Consider the following 20,469-nt stretch of genomic DNA (forward strand, 5'->3'; position numbering starts at 1 on the left):
CCCGGTGCGGATCGAGCACACCGGCGCCAAGGACGGCAACGGCAAGATCGACTTCAGCGAGTTCGACAAGCCGCTGACCGTCCAGCCCCCGGCCGGTGACCGGGCCGGCCGGATCCCGTCACGACGGGGGGCGCCTTCGGCATACAGGGCCGACTCCTTGAGGTGCGGTCCGAGGGGTTCTGGTGCCTGCCGGGGCCGACTCTTCCGCCGCCACCCGCCGCCATCCGCCGGTCAGGCGGGCCGGGCGCCGACGGCGTCGCGGATCTGGTCGCCGAGGCCGCCGTTGACGCGGGCGCAGTTGGCGCAGCAGAAGAACATGCCGGCGACTTCCACGCCGTGGCCGACGATGCGGACGTCGCACTGTTCGCAGCGTGGGGCGAGCTTCTCCATCGCGCACTCGAAGCTGTCGAAGGTGTAGGTGTCGCCGGTGACCGTCCTGATCTCGAAGGCCAGCCAGTAGTCGTTGCCGCAGGTGACGCAGATGGCCATGACGGCCGTCTCCTTCCAGTGGGGCCGACCCCGGCGGGGTGGCTCGTCTCCCAGTGTCGAAGGCCCGGTCGGCGGCGGCCACCCGGAGGGGGCGGGGCTCAGGCGGAGCCGGCGGCGAGGTCCTCCAGGGCGCGGACGGCGCGGTCGGCGTCGTCGGCGGCGACGAACAGGTGGTCGTGGTGGAAGCCGGCCACCACGTTGCAGCTGATGCCCTCCTCGGCGAGCCGGCCGGCCACCGCGGCGGTGAGCCCGACGGCCTCCAGTGCCGAGTGGATCCGCAGGGTGATCCAGGCCGCCACGTACTCGTAGCGCAGCCCGAGCGCGTCCGCCTCCTCCTGGGTGACCACCACCGTCACCCCTTCGGGCTCGGCGACGGTCACCACCGGCCGCATGCCGGCGGGCACCCGGGCGGGGAGCGTGCAGTAGACGTACCGACCGGGGTTGAGCTGCGGGCTCATTCCGCGGAGCAGTGTCGCGAGGTCTCGTTCTGCGGCCATGCCCGCCACCGTAGCGGCTGGACGGGGGATGGGCGGTGCTCCGTGGGCGTGTCGGTATCCGTTGACGAGCGACAGTCACCGATATATCGTCGAACTATCGAGACAGTAACTCGACTGCCTCGTCGAGGATCGAAGATCCGAGGAGGTGGGCGCGATGCGCTCAGAACGTCAGGGAACGCGATTCCGCTGGGAGGGCCCGTGGGGCGGTGGCGGTGGTCGCCGTCGCGGCCCGGGCCCCGAGTTCCGGGGGATGCCCGGAGAGGGCGTCGAGGGCCGGGAGGCGTTCGGCGGGTTCGGCCCGCCGTTCGGTGGCGGCGGTCCCGGCCGGCCGATGGGCGGCCCGTACGGGCACGGCTTCGGCGGGCACGGCGGCCGGCGCGGTGGTCCGCACGGGCGGCGCGGCGGGCGGGCCCGGCGCGGTGACGTCCGGGCCTCGCTGCTGGCGCTGCTCAAGGAGCGGCCGATGCACGGCTACGAGATGATCGCGGAGATCGCCGAGCGGACCGGCGGGGCCTGGCGGCCCAGCCCGGGGTCGATCTACCCCAACCTCCAGCTGCTGGAGGAGGAGGGCCTGATCACCGCGGAGGAGGTCGGCGGCAAGCGGCTGGTCTCGCTCACCGAGGCGGGCCGGGCCGAGGCCGACGCCGGGCCGGCCGAGCCGTGGGCGGAGGCCGGCCGGGAGGTCGACTGGGAGGCCGTGCAGGAGGTCGGCCAGGCGCTCGCCGCCGTCGACCAGGCGATCCGCCAGGTCATGGCCACCGGCACCGAGGCGCAGCGCGCCAAGGGCCTGACGGTGCTGACCGAGGCCCGCAAGAAGCTGTACCTCATCCTCGCCGAGGACGACTGACCGGGCCGGGAAGGTGTCGCTCCCCAGGGACTCCCCGTCCCGTGAGGCTCTGCCCCGGGTGGCCCGAGCCCCGGGCAGGGCCTCACGGCCGGACCGCGAACAGCGCCACGCACACCAGCAGCAGCACCGCCCAGCCGAACCAGAGCCAGGCGTTCGGCTCGACGGCCACGCTGTACAGGCACACTGCCAGGAGCAGCGCCCCGGTGACGCCGGCGACCTGCCGGTTGTGGTGGTCGACCGCCCGGGAGCGGCCCCTCGGATGCCGTGCCGTCCTCGCCATGCCGACCTCCCGGGGGAGCGTGGGGGAGTGCGGGGGAAGGGGCGGCCGTCAGCCGGAGGCCGCCTCGTCGTACTCGTAGCGCCAGAACCAGCTCAGGCCCCGAACCTGCTTGCTCCGGACGTACACCAGTGTGCGCGCGGGGGCCTCGCCGTGCGCGGGGACCGGGACCTTGTACTTCTTCGGCACGCCGAGCATCGGCCCCAGCGGGATGGGCAGGATCGTCCCGTCCAGGGGGCCGCCGACGAATGCGGTGTCCGCGCTCTTCATCTCTCCAGGGTCTCACCTCCGCGGACTGGCCCGGGGCCACCCGTGGGCCGCACCCGCGGCCGTCGCCGGGGGTGTGACGGGAGAGGCACCGCCCCCGGTCATCCGGAGGCCCTCCGCACCCTTATCCTTCCTGTTACGCCCCCGGGGTCCACCCGGGTCAGCGGGCCCGTACGGGCCGGGCGAGGCGCGAATCCGCGCGCCCTCCGGCCGATTTGGCGCGGACAGCGTGCTGCCGCGACTGCGTACCGTGACCCGGGCGTCGGCCGTCCGGTGACCCCGGGCCGCGGCCGGCTGGGCGCGGACGTCAGGGCCGAGCACCCCGGGAAGCAGACGGGGGCGCCGTGCGTTGCGTCGAGTGGTACGTCGAACGCTGTGTCGCACCAGGCACGGCAGTTGCGCGGAAGGGGCCCGATGGAAGCCGGCAGCAGGTGGACGACCTGGTGGCAGAAGCGTGATCGTCAGCGGGCGGGGGGCGCGGACGGCCCGGCCGCCGGACTCGATCAGCTGCTCGGCGCGGTGCGCGCCGGATTCCCGCTCGCGCCCGCCGCCCATCCGACCGGTTACCGGTGTTCCTGTGACCGGGTGGCCTGTCCGGCCCCCGCCCAGCACCCGGTCTCCTTCGCCTGGCAGACCCAGGCCACCACCGACCCCGAACAGCTCTCCCGCTGGCTCGCCCGCGACCCGGAGGCCAACTTCATCACCGCCACCGGCCGGGTGCACGACGTGCTGGACGTCCCGGTGGAGGCCGGACGGCTGGCGCTGGAGCGGCTGACGGCGCTGGGCGTCGAGGGTCCGGTCGCCGCCGTCGGCGAGGACCGCTACCTGTTCTTCACCGCCACCCGGGGCACCCCGCAGGACGAGGACGAGTGGTGGCCGAGCGCGCTCGACTCCACCCCGGACACCATGTCCGAGCACCCCGGCCTGCGCTGGCACTGCCGCGGCTCGTACACCCTGCTGCCGCCGGCCGCGCTGCCGGACGGCTCCCACGTGCGCTGGCTGCGCGGGCCCGAGCAGCCGCTGCCGGACCCGCTGCGCGTCCTGGACGTGCTCACGGACGCCTGCACCGAGGTGGGCGCCGTCGCCGAGGAGCAGTGGCTGATCGGCTGACGGCGCCCGTCTCCCGCCGGCGGCGGTGCCGCGTCGTTACGGCAGGGTGAGGATCTCCGCGCCGTCCGAGGTGACGACCAGGGTGTGCTCGAACTGGGCGGTGCGCTTGCGGTCCTTGGTGACGACCGTCCAGCCGTCCGGCCAGATCTCGTAGTCGTAGGTGCCCAGGGTCAGCATCGGCTCGATGGTGAAGGTCATGCCCGGCTTGATCACTTCGGTCGCCCGCTCGCTGTCGTAGTGCGGGATGATCAGGCCGGAGTGGAACGACGTGTTGATGCCGTGCCCGGTGAAGTCCCGCACCACGCCGTAGTCGAAGCGCTTGGCGTAGGACTCGATGACCCGCCCGATGACGTTGATCTGGCGCCCCGGCTTGACCGCCTTGATCGCCCTGGCGAGGGACTCCCGGGTGCGCTCGACCAGCAGCCGGGACTCCTCGTCCACGTCGCCGACCAGGTAGGTGGCGTTGAGGTCGCCGTGCACCCCGTGGATGTACGCGGTGGCGTCGATGTTGACGATGTCGCCGTCCTGGAGCACGGTCGAGTCCGGGATGCCGTGGCAGATCACCTCGTTGATCGAGGTGCAGACGGACTTCGGGAAGCCCCGGTAGCCGAGGTCGGACGGGTAGGCGCCGTGGTCGCACATGTAGGTGTGGGCGACGGCGTCCAGCGCGTCGGTGGTGACGCCGGGGGCGATCAGCTTGGCCGCCTCCTCCATCGCCCGGGCGGCGATCCCGCCGGCGATCCGCATCTTCTCGATGGTCTCGGCGGTCTGCACCTCGGGCCCGGTGTACGGCGTCGGCGCGGGCTTGCCGACGTACTCGGGGCGCGCGATGTTCGCCGGGACCTTGCGGGTGGGGGACTGGATGCCGGGTACGAGAGCCATGCCGCGAGTCTAGTCGCCGGGCCGCGCCGGACCGGGGCGGATCCCGGGGAGGCCAAGGCCCGGCCCGGGCGGTGTGCGCCCCGGCCCGGCGCGGGGAATGATCGGTACCGACCCAGTCCTTCCGACCCCTGAACGGGAGAGCAGCATGCCCCTCGGATTCAACCGCAAGCCGACCGGCAAGCCCGGCGAGTGGTTCTACTGCATCAAGCACAACAAGGTCGAGGAGGGCCCGGAGTGCCCGGCGAAGGACCGCCTGGGCCCGTACGCCAGCCGCGAGGAGGCCGCCCAGGCCCTGCGCATCGCGGACGAACGCAACCGCGAGTGGAAGAACGACCCGCGCTGGAGCGACCGCCCCGAGGACGACACCGAGTAGCCCAGGCCGGGCGTCAGGCCGCCGGGGCGGATGGACCCGATCAGGCGCATGTGTACACCTGGTACGCCGTGTACGCTTGGGCTCATGACGCAGCCCTTGCCCATAGAGTCCATCCGCGACGTCCGTGCGCACCTGGCCGAGGTCGTCGAGCGGGCCGATCGGGACGACGTGCCCACCGTGATCACGCGTCGCGGCAAGGAGGTGGCCGCGGTCGTGTCGATCGATGTCCTGCGGAAGTACCAGCAGTGGGAAGAGCGCGAGATCAACCGGATCATCGACGAGCGCATGGCCGGTTCCACACCGGGCGTTCCGATCGAGGACGTCATGAGGGAGACGCTGGCTCGCAGTGAGTGAGTACCGCACCGTCTTCCGGCCGGAGGCCCAGGCCGAACTCCGGAAGATTCCCCGTGACATGGCGCTCCGCATCCTGGCCAAGCTGACCGAGCTGGAGAGCGATCCGTTCGGCTTCAACACCACCGCACTCGTGTCGCAGCCCGAACGGCGGCGCCTGCGCGTGGGGGACTACCGCGTCGTCTACACGATCGACAACGGGCAGCTGGTGGTGTGGGGCGTCCACGTCGGCCACCGCTCCACGGTCTACGGCGCCTGACGGGATGCGGCGTGCGGCGGATCGCCGAGTAGCCCAGGCCGGGCGTCAGGCCGCCGGGGCGGCCTCGTGGTCGGTGTGTTCGTGCGCGGCGCGGACGGCGGCGGCGTGCGGGTCGGTGCGGTCGTCGTAGGCGAGCAGTTTCGGGAGGGCGGCGGCGACCGCGATCACGGCGACCACGCAGGCGGCGCCGCCGGCCCAGACGGCGGCGCGCACGCCGACCAGTCCGGCCATGGTGCCGGCCCGGACCTGGCCGAGCTGCGGACCGACGGAGTAGCTGAGCAGTTCGACGCCGGCCATCCGGCCGCGCAGCTCGTCCGGGATGGACTGGTTCCACATCGTCGAGCGGGCGAGCCCGCTGATCTCGTCGGCGCCGCCGGCCAGTGCCAGGCCGAGCAGCACCAGCCAGATCCGGTCGGTCAGCCCGGCGAGCGCCATCGCCGCGCCCCAGCCGACGGCGGCGGCCACCAGCAGCCGCCCGTGCCGGTGGATGCGGGAGGTCCAGCCGCTGGTCGCGCCGACCAGCAGGGCGCCGAGGGCGGAGGCCGCGTACATCGGGCCGAGCGCCCAGTCCGCCCCCAACTCCGAGGCCAGGAAGGGGAAGACGGCCACCGGGAAGGCGAGCAGCATCGCGCAGAGGTCGATCGCGTAGGTGCCGAGCAGGTCCTTGCGGCTCCACGCGTAGCGGACGCCGGTCAACACCGCCTGCAGGGAAGGCCGTTCGGCACCGGTGGCCGGCGGTACCGCCTTGATCCGGACGAGCAGCAGCAGCGAGACGACGAAGGAGAGGACGTCCAGCGCGAACGCGGTCTGCACCCCGGCGAAGGCCACCACGACACCGGCCAGCGCCGGGCCGGCCACCGAAGCGGCGTTGTGGTACAGCGACTTGAGGGCGAACGCGGCCGTCAGGTGCTGGTGCGGGACGAGCCGGGGGAGGAGCGAGTCCAGCGCCGGGCGCTGGATGCCGTCGGCGGCCGCGACCAGCGCGGCGACGACGTAGATCGGCCAGAGCAGCGGGTGCGGCAGCAGGGCGTTGAGCAGCAGCAGACCGGCCAGCAGGCCGAGCGCGGCCTCCGCCCGCAGCACCAGCTTCCGGCGGTCCAGGGCGTCGGCGAGGGCGCCGCCCCACAGGCCGAAGACGATCAGCGGGACGAGTTCGACGGCGCCGACCAGGCCGACCGCGAAGGACGACCCGGTGAGCTCCTTGATCTGCATCGGCACGGCGACGAGGGTGAGGAAGCCCCCGAAGCTGGTGATGCAGCCCGAGGTCCACAGGTAGCGGAAGTCGCGTGAGGCGCGCCACGGGGAGAGGTCGGGCGTCAGCGAACGCAGCAGCGTCCGGGTGCGGCCGGGCACGGGGGGATGCGGGGGTTCGTCGACGTTCACGAACCATCATCCTCGGGTGGCGGCCACGGCTTCCGCAAAGGGTTTTTCCGACTGATCGGAGAACCGCCCGGTGCGTCGGGCGACCGGCGGACCGGGGCGCGGGGAGGCCTTCGGTCACCAGCGGCTGATGGTGGGCATCGACGTCAGCCGCCCGGCGAGTTCGGCGAGCCGGTCCCGGACGGAGCGGCGGCCGACCGGCTGCCCGGCGGTGACGCTGACCAGGTGCTGGGCGAGGTCGAACGGCTCCTCGGCGGCGGTGCCGACGGTCAGCCGCTCGTGCGCGAGCTCGCGGAGCTCGGCGAGGCCATCGAGGCCCCCGAGGCCACCCGCGTCACCGACGAGACCCGCGTCACCGACGACACCCGCGACACCCGCGATACCCGTGCCACCCGTGCCACCGGGGCCCGTGGACCCGTCGGCCCCGGCCGGGGCGCCCCCGTCCAGCGCGAGCACCGTCGCGCCGTGCCGCCGCGCGTCGTGCACCCGCTCCAGCAGCGGGGCGCCGACCGCCCGCGGGGCCACCACCAGCACGGTCGCGCCGCGCCCGGCCTCGGTGAGCCGCCGCAGATCGTGCGTCAGATGGGCCGGGGCGTCGGCGGGCGGGCTGTGCCGCAGCAGGGTGGGTGCCAGCCGGGGGACGTCCGACCAGACGGCCTCGTCGTCCAGGTGGGCGGCCAGGTGCCACGGTTCGTACGACTCCGTGCCGACCAGCAGCAGCCCGCTCGCACCGCGCCGGTCCACCGAGCGGCGCAGCGCCCCGGCGAAGCCGCCGACCGCCTCCAGCCAGCCCGTTCCCGTCAGCCGTTCCCGGAGTGCCGAAACTCTCACCGCGTCCATGCGGGCCAGAATGTCCCGCCGGGCCGGGGATTTGGCAGGATCGGCCCATGACTTCCCTCGATTCAGCGACAAACCCGGCCCACGCGGTGCCGGACGTCTCGCACCTGGTGGTCGGTGTCCTCGGCGGCACCGGCGACCAGGGGCGGGGCCTGGCCCTGCGGTTGGCCAAGGCCGGCCAGCAGGTGATCATCGGCTCCCGCGACGCCGCCCGGGCCGAGGCCTCGGCGGCCGAGCTGGGCCTCGGCGTGCGCGGCGCCGACAACGCCGCCGTCGCCCGGGAGAGCGACGTGGTGATCATCGCGGTCCCGTGGGACGGCCACGCCGCCACCCTGACCGCGCTGCGCGAGGAGCTCGCGGGCAAGATCGTCGTGGACTGCGTCAACCCGCTGGGCTTCGACAAGCAGGGCGCGTACGCGCTGAAGCCGGAGGAGGGCAGCGCCGCCGAGCAGGCCGCCGCCCTGCTGCCGGACTCCCGGGTCACCGCCGCGTTCCACCACCTCTCGGCGGTGCTGCTGCAGGACGAGTCGGTGGAGAGCATCGACACCGACGTCATGGTGCTCGGCGACGACCGGGAGGCCACCGACGTCGTCCGCGGCCTGGCCGGCCGCATCCCCGGGATGCGCGGCGTCTTCGCGGGCCGGCTGCGCAACGCCCACCAGGTGGAGGCCCTGGTCGCCAACCTGATCTCGGTCAACCGGCGCTACAAGGCCCACGCGGGCCTGCGGATCACCGACGTCTGACCGACCCGGACCCCGGACGGAGCACTTCGTGTCGACCTCACCCCTGGCCCGGCTCCGGAGGTGAGGTCGGCGACAATGGGTGGCGGCCGTGACCCGGCCGCCCGCACCCGTTCTAGGAGCCTCCTGCCATGCCCCGCACGTCCCTGCTCTCCCTGATCGTCGTCGTCCTCGCGCTGGCCGCCGCCGTCTTCTCGCTGACCCAGGGCCTCTGGCTGGGCCTGATCTGGCTGCCGCTGGCCGGCGTGGCCAGCAACGTGCTGTGGATGAACCGCCGCCGGGAGAAGCTGGCCCAGGCCGCCGCCGCGGCGGCCGAGCAGGGCTGACACCCGCGGGCGGCGCCCGTGCCCGCGAGCGGGATCAGTTCTTCCAGAAGCTGAACAGGTACCGGCCGAGCGTCGCGTAGTCCTGGTCCACGCCGAACAGGCCCATCAGGCCGTGGACGATCCCGAAGAAGAACTGGTTCACCGAGGGCTGCCACAGCAGCGCGAACACCGCGAGCATCCCGTACGGCGCGAACGGCTCGATCGCGCGCCGGGTCTTGTACGACAGCCAGGGCTCGACGATCCCGTAGCCGTCCAGTCCGGGCACCGGCAGCAGGTTCAGCACCGCCGCGCTCAGCTGGAGGAAGCCGAGGAAGCCCAGCGCGCCGGAGAACGGCGAGATGATCAGCTCGTAGCCGTTCCAGTACGCGTGCACGCTCGGGTCGTCCAGCCAGCCCGCGCCGATCGGGATCAGCAGCGCCGCCGCGATGAGCAGGTTGACCAGCGGTCCGGCCGCCGAGATCAGGCTGTGCTTGAGCCGGCCCTGGATCCGGTGCCGCTCGATCCAGACCGAGCCGCCGGGCAGGCCGATGCCGCCGAGGATCACGAAGACGATCGGCAGCACGAAGCTGAGCAGCACGTTGGCGTACTTCAGCGGGTTGAGCGTGAGGTAGCCCTTGGCGCCGACGGTGATGTCGCCGCCGTGCAGCGCGGTGCGCGCGTGGGCGTACTCGTGCAGGCAGAGCGAGACCATCCAGCCCGCGACCACGAACAGGAACACCCCGAACGAGGCGTTGCCGTAGCCCTGGTACACCGCCCAGCCGGAGGTGCCGAGGACGGCGAGGAGCACCCAGAACACCGGGCTGATCCGGCGGTCCTCGCTGCGGGAGCGCGGCGTGGCGGCGAAGGTCATGGTGTGGGTGCTCCGTGGCAGGGGAAGAGGGGCGGGTGCTGGCCGGGGTCGATCATGCCGGGCGGGCCGGTGACCGGACAAGCCGTTCCGGGTGAACGTCCGGGCGAACGGTGGCGTTCCACCCTACGGTGCCGCGGCCCGGGGTGGGGTCGCCGCGGCCCGGGGTGGGCCGCCGCGACCGGGGGCGGGCGGGGCCCGCGGACGGGCCCAGCACAATTGTGCGGCCCTTCCCCCGCCGATCGACCAGAATGGCCCGGTGTACTTCGGCATTCTCGGGACGACGACGGCCCACCACGACGACGGCACCCCGGTAGCGATCGGCGGCGCCCGGCTGCGGGCCCTGCTCACCGCCCTGGCCCTGCGGCAGGGCCGGCCGGTGCCGGCCGACCTGCTGGTGGACGAGGTGTGGGAGGCCGAGCCGCCGCTGGACTCCTCCGCCGCGCTCCAGACCCTGGTCGGCCGGCTGCGCCGGACCATCGGCCGGGACGAGGTCGGCTCCGGCCCGGCCGGGTACTGGCTGACCGGAGCGGCCACCGACCTCGCCGACTTCCAGCGGCTGACCGGCGAGGGCCGCCGCGCCCTGGACGCCGGGGACGACGCGCTCGCCGCCGAGCGGCTGCGCGCCGCCCTGGCGCTGTGGCGCGGCCCGGCGCTGGCCGACCTGCCGGACCGCACCGGCCCGGCCGTCCGGCTGGAGGCCCAGCGGGAGGAGGCGCGCCGCCACCGGATCACCGCCGACCTCGGCCTCGGCCGGGCCGCCGAGCTGGTCGCCGAACTGGCCGAGCTGTGCGAACGGCAGCCGCTGGACGAGCCGTTGCAGCTGCTGATGATCCGGGCGCTGCACGAGAGCGGGCGGACGGCCGAGGCGCTGCGCCACTACGAGCGGACCAGGCGCGCGCTGGCGGAGGAGCTCGGCGTCGACCCCGGGCGCGGACTCCGTTCCCTGTACGCCGAGTTGCTCGCACCGGAGAAGCCGCTGGCCCCGGAGAAACCGGAGGGGCCGGAGAAGCCGGGGGCGTCGATGGCGCCCGGGACGCCCGGCGTGGCGCCGCACCCGCCCGCCCCGGAGCCCGCCCGAACCGTTCCCGCCGCCACCCCCGCCGTCGCCCCCGCGCCCCAACCCCCGCGCCCCGGCGGCAACTTGCGCGGGCGCCTGACCAGCTTCGTCGGCCGCGAGGACGATCTCACGCTCCTGCGCGGCATGCTGACGGACCGTCGGCTGGTGACCCTGACCGGCCCCGGCGGCTCCGGCAAGACCAGCCTGTCGACCGAGGCCGGCCGCGCCGAGCAGTCCGCGGGCGGCTGGCCGGACGGCGTCTGGGTGGCCGAACTCGCCCCGCTGGAGAGCCCGGGCGCGGTGCCCGCCGCCGTGGTCTCCGCACTCGGCCTGCGCGAGATCGTGCTGCACAGCACCAGCATGGTCGCCGAGGTGATCGAGAAGCGGGCCGAGGACCCGGTGCGGCGGCTGGTCGAGCACTGCCGCCACCGCCGCATGCTGCTCGTCCTGGACAACTGCGAGCACCTGATCCAGGCCGCCGCCGACCTCGTCGACGTGCTGCTCGCCGACTGCCCCGGGCTGACGGTGCTCGCCACCAGCCGCGAGCCGCTGGGCGTCCCCGGGGAGACGGTGCTGCCGGTCGAACCGCTGCCGGACCCGGTCGCGCTGCGGCTGTTCGCCGAACGCGCGGCGACCGCCCGTCCCGGCTTCGACCCGCTCGGCGACCCGGAGTCCTGCGCCGAGATCTGCCGCCGGCTGGACGGGCTGCCGCTGGCCATCGAGCTGGCCGCGGCCCGGCTGCGGGTGATGACCCCGCGCCAGATAGCCGACCGGCTGGACGGCCGGTTCGCGCTGCTCACCGCGGGCAGCCGCACCCTGCTGCCGCGCCAGCAGACGCTGCGCGCGGTGGTCGACTGGAGCTGGGACCTGCTGGGCAAGCGGGAGCGGGCGGTGCTGCGCCGGCTCTCGGTGTTCGCGGGCGGCTGGCAGCTGGAGGACGCCGAGGCGGTCTGCGCCGACGGCGTCGAGGTGGCTCCCGGCGAGGTCGCCGACCTGCTGCTGTCGCTGGTCGACAAGTCCCTGCTGGTGGCCGACCTGGACGGGGCCAGCCTGCCGCGCTACCGGATGCTGGAGACCATCCACGAGTACGCGACGGAGCGCCTCGCCGGGTCCGCCGCCGAGCGCGCCGCCACCGAGGCCCGCCACCTGGCGCACTTCCGCGCCATCATCTCCGTCTCCGACGCGCAGATCCACGGCCCCCGGCAGCTGCACTGGCTGGCCGTGCTGGAACGCGAGCAGGACAACATCCGGACGGCGCTGCGCCGGGCGATCGACCTGCGGGACGAGGACCAGGCGCTGCTGCTGACCCTCGGCATGAGCTGGTACTGGTCGCTGCGCGGGTTCAGCATGGAGGCGCGCACCTGGTACGACGCGGTCGCCGCGCTCGGCCCGGACCCGTTCGGCCCGGACTCCCCGCCGCCCGTGCCGCTGGAGCGCAGCGTGTTCCGCTACGACCTGCCGCTGCCCACGGGGGTGGTCGAGGAGGCCCGCCGACTGCTCGCGATGTACCGGCTGATCGGGCTGTTCGAGGGCAACCTGGACGTCCTCGGCGACCCGGCGGCGGTCGAGACCGCCCAGCGGCTGCTGGACGCCTACAACCCCGACGCCCGCGCCTCGGACCTGCCGCAGGCCTACCGCTTCCCGGGGCTGATGCGGGTGTTCGGCGCCTTCCTGGCCGGCCGCCCGGACATGATGAAGCAGCTGATCGACGATGCGGTTCGGGGCTGCGAGCAGTACGGCGAGGTGAGCGACCTGGCGTTCATCCTGCAGGTGCGGGCCAGGATGATGAACGACTGGCCGAGCGGTGCGGAGCAGAGCATCGTGGACGGCGAGCGCTCGCTGGAGCTGTACGAGCGGTCGGGCGACCTGTGGGGGATCTCCCAGGCGCTGTCCGCGCACGGCGAGTCGCTGGCCAACCGGGGCGAGGCCGAGGCCGCCGCCGCGGCCTACGGCCGGGCGATCGAGCTGGTCGAGGAGCTGGGGGCGCCGCAGGAGCTGCCGATCCTGCGGGTGAACCTGGGCACCGCCCTGCTGGAGCAGGACATGGACCGCGGCGAGCGGGTCATCCGGGAGGCGCTGGCCTCGATCGGGACCCCGGGCCTCAACCAGTCCACCACCGGGGCGCTGATGTTCGGCCACCTGACGCTCTGCGGCCTCCACGCCCATCGCGGCGAGTTCGCGCGGGCGCTGGCCGAGCTGGACCGGCTGGACGCCGTCCGGGTCGGCGGCTTCGCGCCGAGCCTGGTGACCGGGATGCTGCTGAGCTCCCGCGGCTGGATCGTCGCCAGGGCGGGGGATCCGGAGGCGGGGCTCGGGCTGCTGCGCGACGGCTGGCGGCAGCTGCGGGCGGTGACGGCCGCGAGCGGCTTCGCCGAGCACATGACGGTCCTGGTGGTGCCCGCGGTGGCGGCGGTGCTGGGCGGCTTCGTCGAGCGGGACGGGGACCTGGAGCGGGCCCGGACGGCGGCCGTGCTGCTCGCCGCGCACGGCGGGCTGAACGGCCCCAAGGGCGGCTTCCTGGACCGGGCCGAGCGTGCGCGCGCGGAGTCCCTCCTGCGGGAGCGGCTGGGCGGGGCCGGGTACGAGGAGGCCAGGGCCGGCGGGGTCGGGATGACCCAGGAGCAGGTCTTCGAGCTGCTGCAGGGGCTGATCGGCTAGCCCGCGCGATCGGCGCGATCGGCGCGATCGGCGCGAACGGCGGGCCGACGCGGCGGGTCGGCACGGTGGGCCCGCGCGGCCGGTGCCCGTCCCCTGGTCACCGGCCGCGCGGGCCCGTACGGCAGCCGGCGCCTGTCCCGGGCGTCCGGCCGTCCTGTCCGTCGGCCCCCGCTCTCCCGCGGGGAGGGCCGACGGTGGCTGCGGGGTCAGGTCCGCTTGCGGAAGCGGGCGACCGCGAGCGGCGCGAAGACCGCGGTGACGGCGGCCGACCAGATCAGCACGATCATCACCGGGTGGGCCACCGCGCCCTCGCCGTTGAGCAGGGAACGGGAGGCGTCGGCCAGAGCCGACAGCGGGTTGATCTTGGTGAAGGACTGCAGCCAGCCCGGCATGGTGTCGGTCCGGGCGAAGATCGAGCTGCCGAACTGCATCGGCATCAGGACCAGCATGGCCACGCCCTGGACGGCCTGGGCGCTGCGCAGGGCCATGCCCAGCAGCATCGAGATCCAGACGATCGACATGCCGAACAGCAGGGCCAGGCCGATGGTGGCCAGCACCTCCAGCGGGCCGGTCTTCACCTCGAAGCCGATGCACATCGCGAAGCCGATCAGGATCGCGAAGGAGAGCAGCCCGCGGAGGGTCTCGGCGGCGAGCTTGGAGAGCAGCACCGAGGCCCGGCCGATCGGCAGGGTGCGGAAGCGGTCCATCACGCCGGTCTGGAAGTCGCTGTTGAGGCCGGTGCCGACGGCCATCGCGAGGGTGAGGCCGGTCTGCCCGAGCAGGCCCGGGATCAGGTACTGCTTGTAGGTGTCCTGGTCGCCGGCCATCGCGCCGCCGAAGACGTAGACGAACAGCACGGTGAAGATGATCGGCATCAGCACGGCGTCGAACATCGACTCCGGGTCGGCCTTGATCCGCATCAGGTTGCGCCTGGTCAGCGCGCCGACGTGGCGCAGCGTGCCGGTGAGCCCGATCCGGCTGTCCTCCACCCGGGAGGGGGCGAGCGTGGCGGTGGTCATGCGACGGGCTCCTTGGCGAGGCTGGGGGCGGGCTCCGCGGCGGTCGCGGGCTTGCCGGTGATGGCGAGGAAGACCTCGTCCAGGCTGGGCACCTTGGTGTCGATGCCGGCGATCGCGAAGCCGCGGGTGCCGAGGGCCCCGATCACCGCGGTCAGCTGCGCGTCGTCGGTGATCGGCACCGCGAGCAGCCCGGTGTCGGCGGAGACGGTGGCGTTGCCGATGCCGGTGTCCCGCAGGCAGCGGGCCATGTCCGGCAGCTCGGCCGGGTCGGTGGGGCGCACCTGGAGGGTCTGGCCGCCGACCTTGGCCTTCAGCTCGGAGACGGCGCCGTTGGCGATCACCCGGCCGCGGTCGATGACGGTCAGCTCGTTCGCGAGCTGCTCCGCCTCCTCCATGTACTGGGTGGTCAGCAGCACGGTGGTGCCCTCGGAGACCATCCGCTGCACCTCGTCCCAGACCTCGTTGCGGGTGCGCGGGTCCAGGCCGGTGGTGGGCTCGTCCAGGTAGAGCACCCGGGGGCGGCCGATCATGCTGGCGGCCAGGTCGAGGCGGCGGCGCATGCCGCCGGAGTAGGTCTTGGCGGTCCGCTTGGCCGCCTCGGTGAGCGAGAAGCGCTCCAGCAGCTCGGCCGCCCGGGCCCTGGCCTCGCGGCGGGAGAGGTCCAGCAGCCGGCCGATGAGGTAGAGGTTCTCGTACCCGGAGAGCAGCTCGTCCACGGAGGCGTACTGGCCGGTGAGGCCGATCGTGCGGCGCAGCTGCTTGGGCTGGCGCAGCACGTCGTAGCCGCCGACGTACGCGGTGCCGGCGTCCGGCTTGATCAGGGTGGAGAGGACGCGCACCAGGGTGGTCTTGCCCGCGCCGTTGGGGCCGAGCAGGGCCAGGACGGTGCCCTCCCGGACGCTGAGGTCGACCCCGTCGAGGGCCTTGGTCTCGCCGAAGTGCTTGACGATGCCCTGCACCTCCACGGCGTTTCCGGAGGTGGTTCCCCGGTCGTTCGGGGCTGTCGCGATTCGTGTCATGCCCCCAGGCTGCCCGGCCCCGCTGTCAGCCCCCTGTCGCCCCCGGCCGCCCACTGTCACGCCGCTGTCAGCGGCCGCCGGCCCCCGCGCGACGGCTCCGGTGCCGGTCCCGGGTACGGCCGCGGCCCCGCTCCGGACCGGAGCGGGGCCGCGGGGGAGCGGGCGTCAGTGGAAGCTGTGCTCCGGGGCCGGGAAGGTGCCGGTGCGCACGTCCTCGGCGTAGGCGCGGGCGGCGTCGCCGAGGACGGTCCGCAGGTCGGCGTACTGCTTGACGAACTTGGGCACCCGGCCGGCCGTCATGCCGGCCATGTCGGTCCAGACCAGCACCTGGGCGTCGGTGTCCGGCCCGCCGCCGATGCCGACGGTCGGGATCGCCAGCTGCTCGGTGACCTGGGCGGCCAGCTCGGCCGGTACGGCCTCGAGGACCACCGCGAAGGCGCCCGACTGCTGGACGGCCTTGGCGTCGCGCAGCAGCTGGTGCGCGGCCTCGTCGCCGCGGCCCTGGACCGGGTAGCCGCCGAGGGCGTGCACGGACTGCGGGGTGAGGCCGATGTGGGCCATCACCGGGACGCCGGCCTCGACCAGCAGCTCGATCGAGCGGGCGCTGCGCTCCCCGCCCTCCAGCTTGACCGCGCCGACCCCGGCTTCCTTCATCAGCCGGGCCGCGTTGTGCATGGCCTGGGCGGGGGACTCCTGGTACGAGCCGAACGGCAGGTCGGCGACGATCATGGCCCGCTTGGTGCCGCGGACGACGGCGGCGGAGAGCATCACCATCTGATCCATGGTCACCGGGACGGTGGTCTCGTAGCCGAGGTGGCAGTTGCCCGCCGAGTCGCCGACCAGCAGCACCGGGATGCCGGCCTCGTCGAACACGCCCGCGGTGAGGGCGTCGTAGGCGGTGAGCATCGACCACTTCTCGCCGCGCTGCTTGGCTGCGGCGAGGTCGCGGACGGTGACGCGGCGGTTGGTGACCCCGCCGTAGAGGGTGGCGGTCGACGCCTGGTTCTGGGCAGGCGAAGGCGTAGAAGCGTTCATCGAACGGACTCCTGAAGGGTTGTCGTCTCGTGGCGCCGTACGGCGTCCCCGGATCACCTCCATGCTTGCACGCCCCGGCTCCGGCGCAAAGAGGGGTGCGTTCGCCGCGGTGCGATCCACGCCACACCCGGTGCGATCCACGCCACACCCGGTGCGGTCCACGCCGTGTCCGGGCGTGCGGGCGGGCCCGCGCCGGGGCGTGCGGGCCGTGGGCGCCGGGGCGCGCGGGAGGCCCCCGAATTTGCCTGCTCTTTACGAAACGGGTTCGTCTCGTATCGTATCGCCCGCTACTCTGGTGCGGGGGGTTACGAGACGCATTCGGCTCGGAATTGCCCGCCAGTGTCACACCACCACGGACGGGAAGACCAATGACCACCGCAGCCGCGCCACCCCGCGTGCCGGAAGCCATCCACCGTCGACGCTGGGCGATCCTCGGCACCCTGCTGCTCGCCCTGCTCGTCGTCGTGCTCGACAACTCGATCCTCAACGTCGCGATGAAGACCATCGCGACCCCGGCGCCGGTCGGCCTCGGAGCCACCCAGAGCGACCTGGAATGGTCGATCAACTCCTACACCCTGGTCTTCGCCGGCCTGCTCTTCACCTCCGGCCTGCTCGGCGACCGGTTCGGCCGCAAGCGCGCGCTGCTGGCCGGCATGACGGTCTTCGGCATAGCCTCGCTGCTGTCCGCGATGGCCGCCTCGCCCGGTGAACTCATCGGCTACCGCGCCCTGATGGGCGTCGGCGGCGCGCTCGCGATGCCCGCCACGCTGGCGATCATCATGAACGTCTTCGAGCGCTCCGAGCAGCCCAAGGCGATCGGGATCTGGGCCGGTGCGGTCGGCCTGGCCATCGCCATCGGCCCGATCACCGGCGGCCTGCTGATCGAACACTTCTGGTGGGGCTCGGTCTTCCTGGTCAACGTCCCGATCGTGGTCGTCGCGGTGATCGCGATGGTGGTGCTGGTCCCCGAGTCCAAGGACCCCAACCCGGGCCGGATGGACCCGGTCGGCGTGCTGCTGTCGATCATCGGCCTGGTCGCGCTGATCTTCGGCATCATCAAGGGCGGCGAGCTGGCCGACTTCACCGCGGTCGAGGCCTGGGCACCCACCCTGGTCGGCGTGCTCGCGCTGGTCGCCTTCGTCTGGTTCGAACGCCGCACCGCGTACCCCGCGCTGGACATCAGCTGGTTCCGCAACAAGGTGTTCAGCGCCTCCGTGGTGGTCGTCGGCGTGATCTTCTTCGCGCTGATGGGCGTCTCCTTCTTCGGCGTCTTCTACATCCAGAGCGTGCGCGGTTACAGCGCGCTCCAGGCCGGTGTGCTGATGCTGCCGCTGGCCGCCGCCCAGCTGGTGTTCGCCCCGCGGGCCCGGCTGGTGGTCGACCGCCTCGGCGTCGCCGCCACCGCCGCCGGCGGCATGCTGCTGGTCGCGGCCGGCTTCGTGGGCTACGTCGTGCTGACCGCCACCACCCCGATCTGGGTGCTGGTCCTGCTCGGCCTGGTGATGGGCGCCGGCATGGCGCACGTCATGCCGCCGGTCACCGTCGCGATCATGGCCTCGCTGCCCCGGGAGAAGGCCGGTGCCGGTTCGGCCGTCAACAACACCTTCCGCCAGGTCGGCGGCTCGCTCGGGGTCGCCGTGCTCGGCGCGGTGCTCTCCACCGTCTACCGCGACGGGATGGCCGACACCCTCACCCACCTGCCCGAGGGGCTGCGCGACAAGGCCGGCGAGTCGCTGGAGGCCACCCTGGCGATCGCCGGCCGGATCCCCGGCGGCGAGGCGCTGGTCACCCCCGCCAACGACTCCTTCATCCACGCCATGCACGTGGTGGCCTCGCTCTCGGTGGGCGTCTCGGTGATCGGCGCCGCCGTCGCCTGGTTCCTGCTGCCGCGCCGTTCGGCGGCCCCCGCCGGCCCGGCCGGCCCGGCCCCCGAGCAGCACGGCCGGGAGCGGGAGGCCGCGGCCGCGGACGCCTGACCGGCGGCCGCGTCGCACGCGACTGAGTGACAATGGCCCTGTCACCCGGGTACGCCCGGGCGGCAGGGCCTCGGTCCGGGCAGGCCCCCGCCCGGACCCACCGGGGAACACCCCACGGCGCCCGGGCGACCGGGGGCGAGCAAGGGAGAGACAGCGGGGATGAAGACGGACGCGCCGACCGCCGACACCGGGCAGCACTGCGCGGAGGTGCGCCGTGGCCGGCCCCGCAGCGAGGCCGCCGAGCAGGCCATCTTCCGGGCCGTCGAGGACCTGATGGCCGGCGGCACCGCGCTGTCCGAGCTCACCATCGAGGGCATCGCCGCGGCCGGCGGCGTCGGCAAGGCCACCATCTACCGGCGCTGGCCCAACAAGGAGGCCCTGCTGGTCGACGTGGTCAGCCGGCTGGAGGAGCCGCTGCCGGAGCCCACCGGCGCCGGCGCCCGGGCCGACCTGATCGCCCTGGTGGACCACGTGCGCCGGCGCGGGCTGGCCAAGCGCACCCGCTGGGTGCTCAAAGCCGCCCTCGGCCAGATGCAGACCCTGCCCGAGCTGTACTCCGCCTACCGGGACCGGGTGATCAAGCCGCGCCGGGAGGTCGGCTTCCGGCTGATCCGCCAGGCCGTCGCCGAGGGCGTGATCCGCGACGACCTCGACCTGGACCTGCTCAACGACCTGCTGATGGGGCCGATCCTCTACCGCAGCATCCTGTGGGACGACTCCGACCTGGAGGACCCGGACCTCGCCCGCAAGCTGGTCGACTCGATGCTCGAAGGCCTCGCGCCCCGCCGGACACCCCACTGACCGGCCCACCGCCCGGCCCGCCCGGCAACCCGCCGCCCGGCCCGGCCCGGGCCCCGGACGTGGCCTCGCTCACCAAACCGGGCCACGCCGGAACCCGCTCAGCGGGCCCGACGTCTGTCCCGGCATAGGCTGAGCCGGGTATCCGATCAAACCGGCACCGGCCCGGTCGTGCCCGCACCTTCGGCGGGCGCACCCCGGGACGGCGACGGCACGAGCGACGGGAGCCACCACATGGCGCAGGCGGACAGGACCGAGCGGATGTCGACCCCCGAGGACGGCACCGACGGCCCGGCCCCCGCGGCGCGTCGCGGCGGCTTCCTCGGCCTGCGCCAGTGGGGCCGGGACGCCCGCGGCAGCAGCACCTGGCGGCGCGGCCTGGTGGTCGCCGCGCTGGCCGTGCTCACCGCCGCGCTGCTCGCCTTCCACGCCGAGGTGCCCAACAGCGTCGGCAACCTCGGCAGCCTGCTGGAGACCTTCCTGCCCTGGCTGGGCCTGGCCGTCCCGGTGCTGCTGGTGCCCGCGCTGCTGCGCCGCTCCGCCACCGCGCTGCTCGCCCTGCTGCTGCCCGTCGTGCTGTGGGTCAACCTGTTCGGCGGCCTGCTGACCGACAAGAGCGGCGGCAAGGGCGACTGGACGGTGGTCAGCCACAACGTCGCCGCCGCCAACACCGACGTGCCGGGCACCGTCCGCACCCTGGTGGACTCCGGCGCCCAGATCGTCGCCCTGCAGGAGCTGGCCGGCCGGCAGCTGCGCTCGTACGAGACCGGGCTGGCCGACGCCTACCCGCACCACACGGTGGAGGGCACGGTCGGCCTCTGGTCGAAGTACCCGATCGCCGACGTCTCCCCGGTGGACCTGAGGATGGGCTGGACCCGGGCCTTCCGGGCCGAGGTCACCACCCCGCAGGGCCCGGTCGCGGTGTACGTGGCGCACCTGCCCTCGGTGCGGCTGAAGGCCGAGGGCGGCTTCACCGTCAACCAGCGGGACGTCAGCGCGCAGGCGCTCGGCGACGCGATCCAGGCCGAGCCCCTGAAGAAGGTCCTGCTGCTCGGCGACCTCAACGGCACCATGAACGACCGCAGCCTGGCGCCGGTCACCTCGCAGATGCGCTCGGCCCAGGGCGCCGCCGGGGACGGCTTCGGCTTCAGCTGGCCGGCCGCCTTCCCGATGGCCCGGATCGACCAGATCATGAGCAAGGGCGGGCTCCAGCCGGTCGACTCCCGCACCCTGTCCAGGGACGGCAGCGACCACCTCCCGGTGGCCGCCACCTACCGGTTCGGGTAGGGGGACCGTCCTGCCGACCGGCTCGGGTCGGGGACGCCCCAGGGCGTGTCTGACAATTCCCGCCGGGCGTGCGACGCCGGGGCACGCACCTCGCCGCGTTGTCGTCGGTCGCCAATGCTCCGCAGTGGCTCCCTC

At 73.8% G+C, this 20,469-nt stretch carries 22 protein-coding genes; 11 read left to right on the top strand and 11 right to left on the bottom strand.

Translation table 11 applies throughout. The features are described from left to right. Window positions 1–231: 231 nt before the first annotated feature. Both ACWD4P_RS33940 and ACWD4P_RS33945 read right to left on the bottom strand, forming a co-directional pair. A complete protein-coding gene (locus tag ACWD4P_RS33940) occupies window positions 232–489 on the bottom strand; it encodes a hypothetical protein (protein WP_049658025.1) in 258 nt (85 codons plus the stop codon). A gap of 98 nt (window positions 490–587) precedes the next feature. Continuing rightward, window positions 588–986 (bottom strand): ACT domain-containing protein, encoded by a 399-nt coding sequence (locus ACWD4P_RS33945; protein WP_449782279.1) that lies wholly within the window; start codon window positions 984–986, stop codon window positions 588–590. A gap of 154 nt (window positions 987–1,140) precedes the next feature. Between ACWD4P_RS33945 and ACWD4P_RS33950 the strand changes: the two genes are divergently transcribed. Next, window positions 1,141–1,833, top strand: a complete 693-nt coding sequence (locus ACWD4P_RS33950; protein WP_449782280.1) for a PadR family transcriptional regulator — start codon at window positions 1,141–1,143, stop codon at window positions 1,831–1,833. Between the two features lie 82 nt (window positions 1,834–1,915). Here the strand turns inward: ACWD4P_RS33950 and ACWD4P_RS33955 are convergent, their stop codons facing one another. Then, complete coding sequence (locus ACWD4P_RS33955; protein WP_449782281.1) at window positions 1,916–2,113, bottom strand: hypothetical protein; 198 nt, start codon at window positions 2,111–2,113, stop codon at window positions 1,916–1,918. 48 nt (window positions 2,114–2,161) lie between these two features. Beyond that, on the bottom strand, window positions 2,162–2,380 hold the full coding sequence (locus tag ACWD4P_RS33960; RefSeq protein WP_359827932.1) for a hypothetical protein: 219 nt from the start codon (window positions 2,378–2,380) through the stop codon (window positions 2,162–2,164). A 411-nt stretch (window positions 2,381–2,791) separates the two neighbouring features. Between ACWD4P_RS33960 and ACWD4P_RS33965 the strand changes: the two genes are divergently transcribed. Next, window positions 2,792–3,487: a bifunctional DNA primase/polymerase gene (locus tag ACWD4P_RS33965; RefSeq protein ID WP_359827933.1), complete on the top strand. Its 696-nt coding sequence runs from the start codon at window positions 2,792–2,794 to the stop codon at window positions 3,485–3,487. 36 nt (window positions 3,488–3,523) lie between these two features. Here the strand turns inward: ACWD4P_RS33965 and map are convergent, their stop codons facing one another. Next, window positions 3,524–4,369, bottom strand: a complete 846-nt coding sequence (gene map / locus ACWD4P_RS33970; protein WP_359827935.1) for a type I methionyl aminopeptidase — start codon at window positions 4,367–4,369, stop codon at window positions 3,524–3,526. A gap of 145 nt (window positions 4,370–4,514) precedes the next feature. On the opposite strand from map, the gene ACWD4P_RS33975 reads away from it, so the two are divergent. The 3 genes from ACWD4P_RS33975 to ACWD4P_RS33985 all read left to right on the top strand — a co-directional run bounded on the left by ACWD4P_RS33975 (window position 4,515) and on the right by ACWD4P_RS33985 (window position 5,352). Continuing rightward, window positions 4,515–4,742 carry a hypothetical protein gene (locus tag ACWD4P_RS33975; protein ID WP_449782282.1) on the top strand — a complete coding sequence of 76 codons (228 nt, stop codon included), beginning with the start codon at window positions 4,515–4,517 and terminating at the stop codon, window positions 4,740–4,742. Window positions 4,743–4,826: 84 nt separating this feature from the next. Further along, on the top strand, window positions 4,827–5,096 hold the full coding sequence (locus ACWD4P_RS33980; protein ID WP_449782283.1) for a type II toxin-antitoxin system Phd/YefM family antitoxin: 270 nt from the start codon (window positions 4,827–4,829) through the stop codon (window positions 5,094–5,096). Then, window positions 5,089–5,352: a type II toxin-antitoxin system RelE family toxin gene (locus ACWD4P_RS33985; RefSeq protein WP_449782284.1), complete on the top strand. Its 264-nt coding sequence runs from the start codon at window positions 5,089–5,091 to the stop codon at window positions 5,350–5,352. The genes ACWD4P_RS33980 and ACWD4P_RS33985 overlap by 8 nt, the downstream gene beginning before the upstream one ends. 45 nt (window positions 5,353–5,397) lie before the next feature. Here ACWD4P_RS33985 and ACWD4P_RS33990 read toward each other — a convergent pair whose 3' ends face one another. Both ACWD4P_RS33990 and ACWD4P_RS33995 read right to left on the bottom strand, forming a co-directional pair. Next, a complete protein-coding gene (locus ACWD4P_RS33990) occupies window positions 5,398–6,735 on the bottom strand; it encodes an MFS transporter (protein WP_359827942.1) in 1,338 nt (445 codons plus the stop codon). A gap of 114 nt (window positions 6,736–6,849) precedes the next feature. Further along, window positions 6,850–7,572 carry a hypothetical protein gene (locus ACWD4P_RS33995; protein ID WP_449782285.1) on the bottom strand — a complete coding sequence of 241 codons (723 nt, stop codon included), beginning with the start codon at window positions 7,570–7,572 and terminating at the stop codon, window positions 6,850–6,852. 47 nt (window positions 7,573–7,619) lie between these two features. On the opposite strand from ACWD4P_RS33995, the gene npdG reads away from it, so the two are divergent. Beyond that, window positions 7,620–8,312 (top strand): NADPH-dependent F420 reductase, encoded by a 693-nt coding sequence (gene npdG / locus ACWD4P_RS34000; protein WP_359827944.1) that lies wholly within the window; start codon window positions 7,620–7,622, stop codon window positions 8,310–8,312. Window positions 8,313–8,440: 128 nt separating this feature from the next. After that, the gene (locus ACWD4P_RS34005; RefSeq protein ID WP_359827945.1) at window positions 8,441–8,635 is read left to right on the top strand and encodes a hypothetical protein; all 195 of its coding nucleotides are present in this window, start codon (window positions 8,441–8,443) and stop codon (window positions 8,633–8,635) included. Window positions 8,636–8,669: 34 nt separating this feature from the next. Here ACWD4P_RS34005 and ACWD4P_RS34010 read toward each other — a convergent pair whose 3' ends face one another. Continuing rightward, window positions 8,670–9,485, bottom strand: coding sequence for a site-2 protease family protein (locus tag ACWD4P_RS34010; protein WP_359827947.1), 816 nt, complete (start codon window positions 9,483–9,485; stop codon window positions 8,670–8,672). A gap of 256 nt (window positions 9,486–9,741) precedes the next feature. Here ACWD4P_RS34010 and ACWD4P_RS34015 point away from each other — a divergent pair, with 256 nt between their 5' ends. Next, window positions 9,742–13,200 carry an AfsR/SARP family transcriptional regulator gene (locus tag ACWD4P_RS34015; RefSeq protein ID WP_449782286.1) on the top strand — a complete coding sequence of 1,153 codons (3,459 nt, stop codon included), beginning with the start codon at window positions 9,742–9,744 and terminating at the stop codon, window positions 13,198–13,200. A gap of 206 nt (window positions 13,201–13,406) precedes the next feature. Here ACWD4P_RS34015 and ACWD4P_RS34020 read toward each other — a convergent pair whose 3' ends face one another. From ACWD4P_RS34020 to panB, 3 genes are all read right to left on the bottom strand, one after another. Beyond that, on the bottom strand, window positions 13,407–14,219 hold the full coding sequence (locus ACWD4P_RS34020; RefSeq protein WP_359830900.1) for an ABC transporter permease: 813 nt from the start codon (window positions 14,217–14,219) through the stop codon (window positions 13,407–13,409). After that, window positions 14,216–15,238 (bottom strand): ATP-binding cassette domain-containing protein, encoded by a 1,023-nt coding sequence (locus ACWD4P_RS34025; RefSeq protein WP_449782287.1) that lies wholly within the window; start codon window positions 15,236–15,238, stop codon window positions 14,216–14,218. The genes ACWD4P_RS34020 and ACWD4P_RS34025 overlap by 4 nt, the downstream gene beginning before the upstream one ends. A 165-nt stretch (window positions 15,239–15,403) precedes the next feature. Continuing rightward, on the bottom strand, window positions 15,404–16,273 hold the full coding sequence (panB, locus tag ACWD4P_RS34030; protein ID WP_359829609.1) for a 3-methyl-2-oxobutanoate hydroxymethyltransferase: 870 nt from the start codon (window positions 16,271–16,273) through the stop codon (window positions 15,404–15,406). 368 nt (window positions 16,274–16,641) lie between these two features. Between panB and ACWD4P_RS34035 the strand changes: the two genes are divergently transcribed. From ACWD4P_RS34035 to ACWD4P_RS34045, 3 genes are all read left to right on the top strand, one after another. Next, window positions 16,642–18,249, top strand: coding sequence for an MFS transporter (locus ACWD4P_RS34035; protein WP_359829608.1), 1,608 nt, complete (start codon window positions 16,642–16,644; stop codon window positions 18,247–18,249). 159 nt (window positions 18,250–18,408) lie between these two features. Continuing rightward, on the top strand, window positions 18,409–19,050 hold the full coding sequence (locus ACWD4P_RS34040; protein WP_359829607.1) for a TetR/AcrR family transcriptional regulator: 642 nt from the start codon (window positions 18,409–18,411) through the stop codon (window positions 19,048–19,050). 231 nt (window positions 19,051–19,281) lie between these two features. Then, a complete protein-coding gene (locus ACWD4P_RS34045) occupies window positions 19,282–20,334 on the top strand; it encodes an endonuclease/exonuclease/phosphatase family protein (protein ID WP_449782288.1) in 1,053 nt (350 codons plus the stop codon). Window positions 20,335–20,469: the final 135 nt, after the last annotated feature.

This window comes from Kitasatospora sp. NPDC002543 (genome assembly GCF_053594915.1).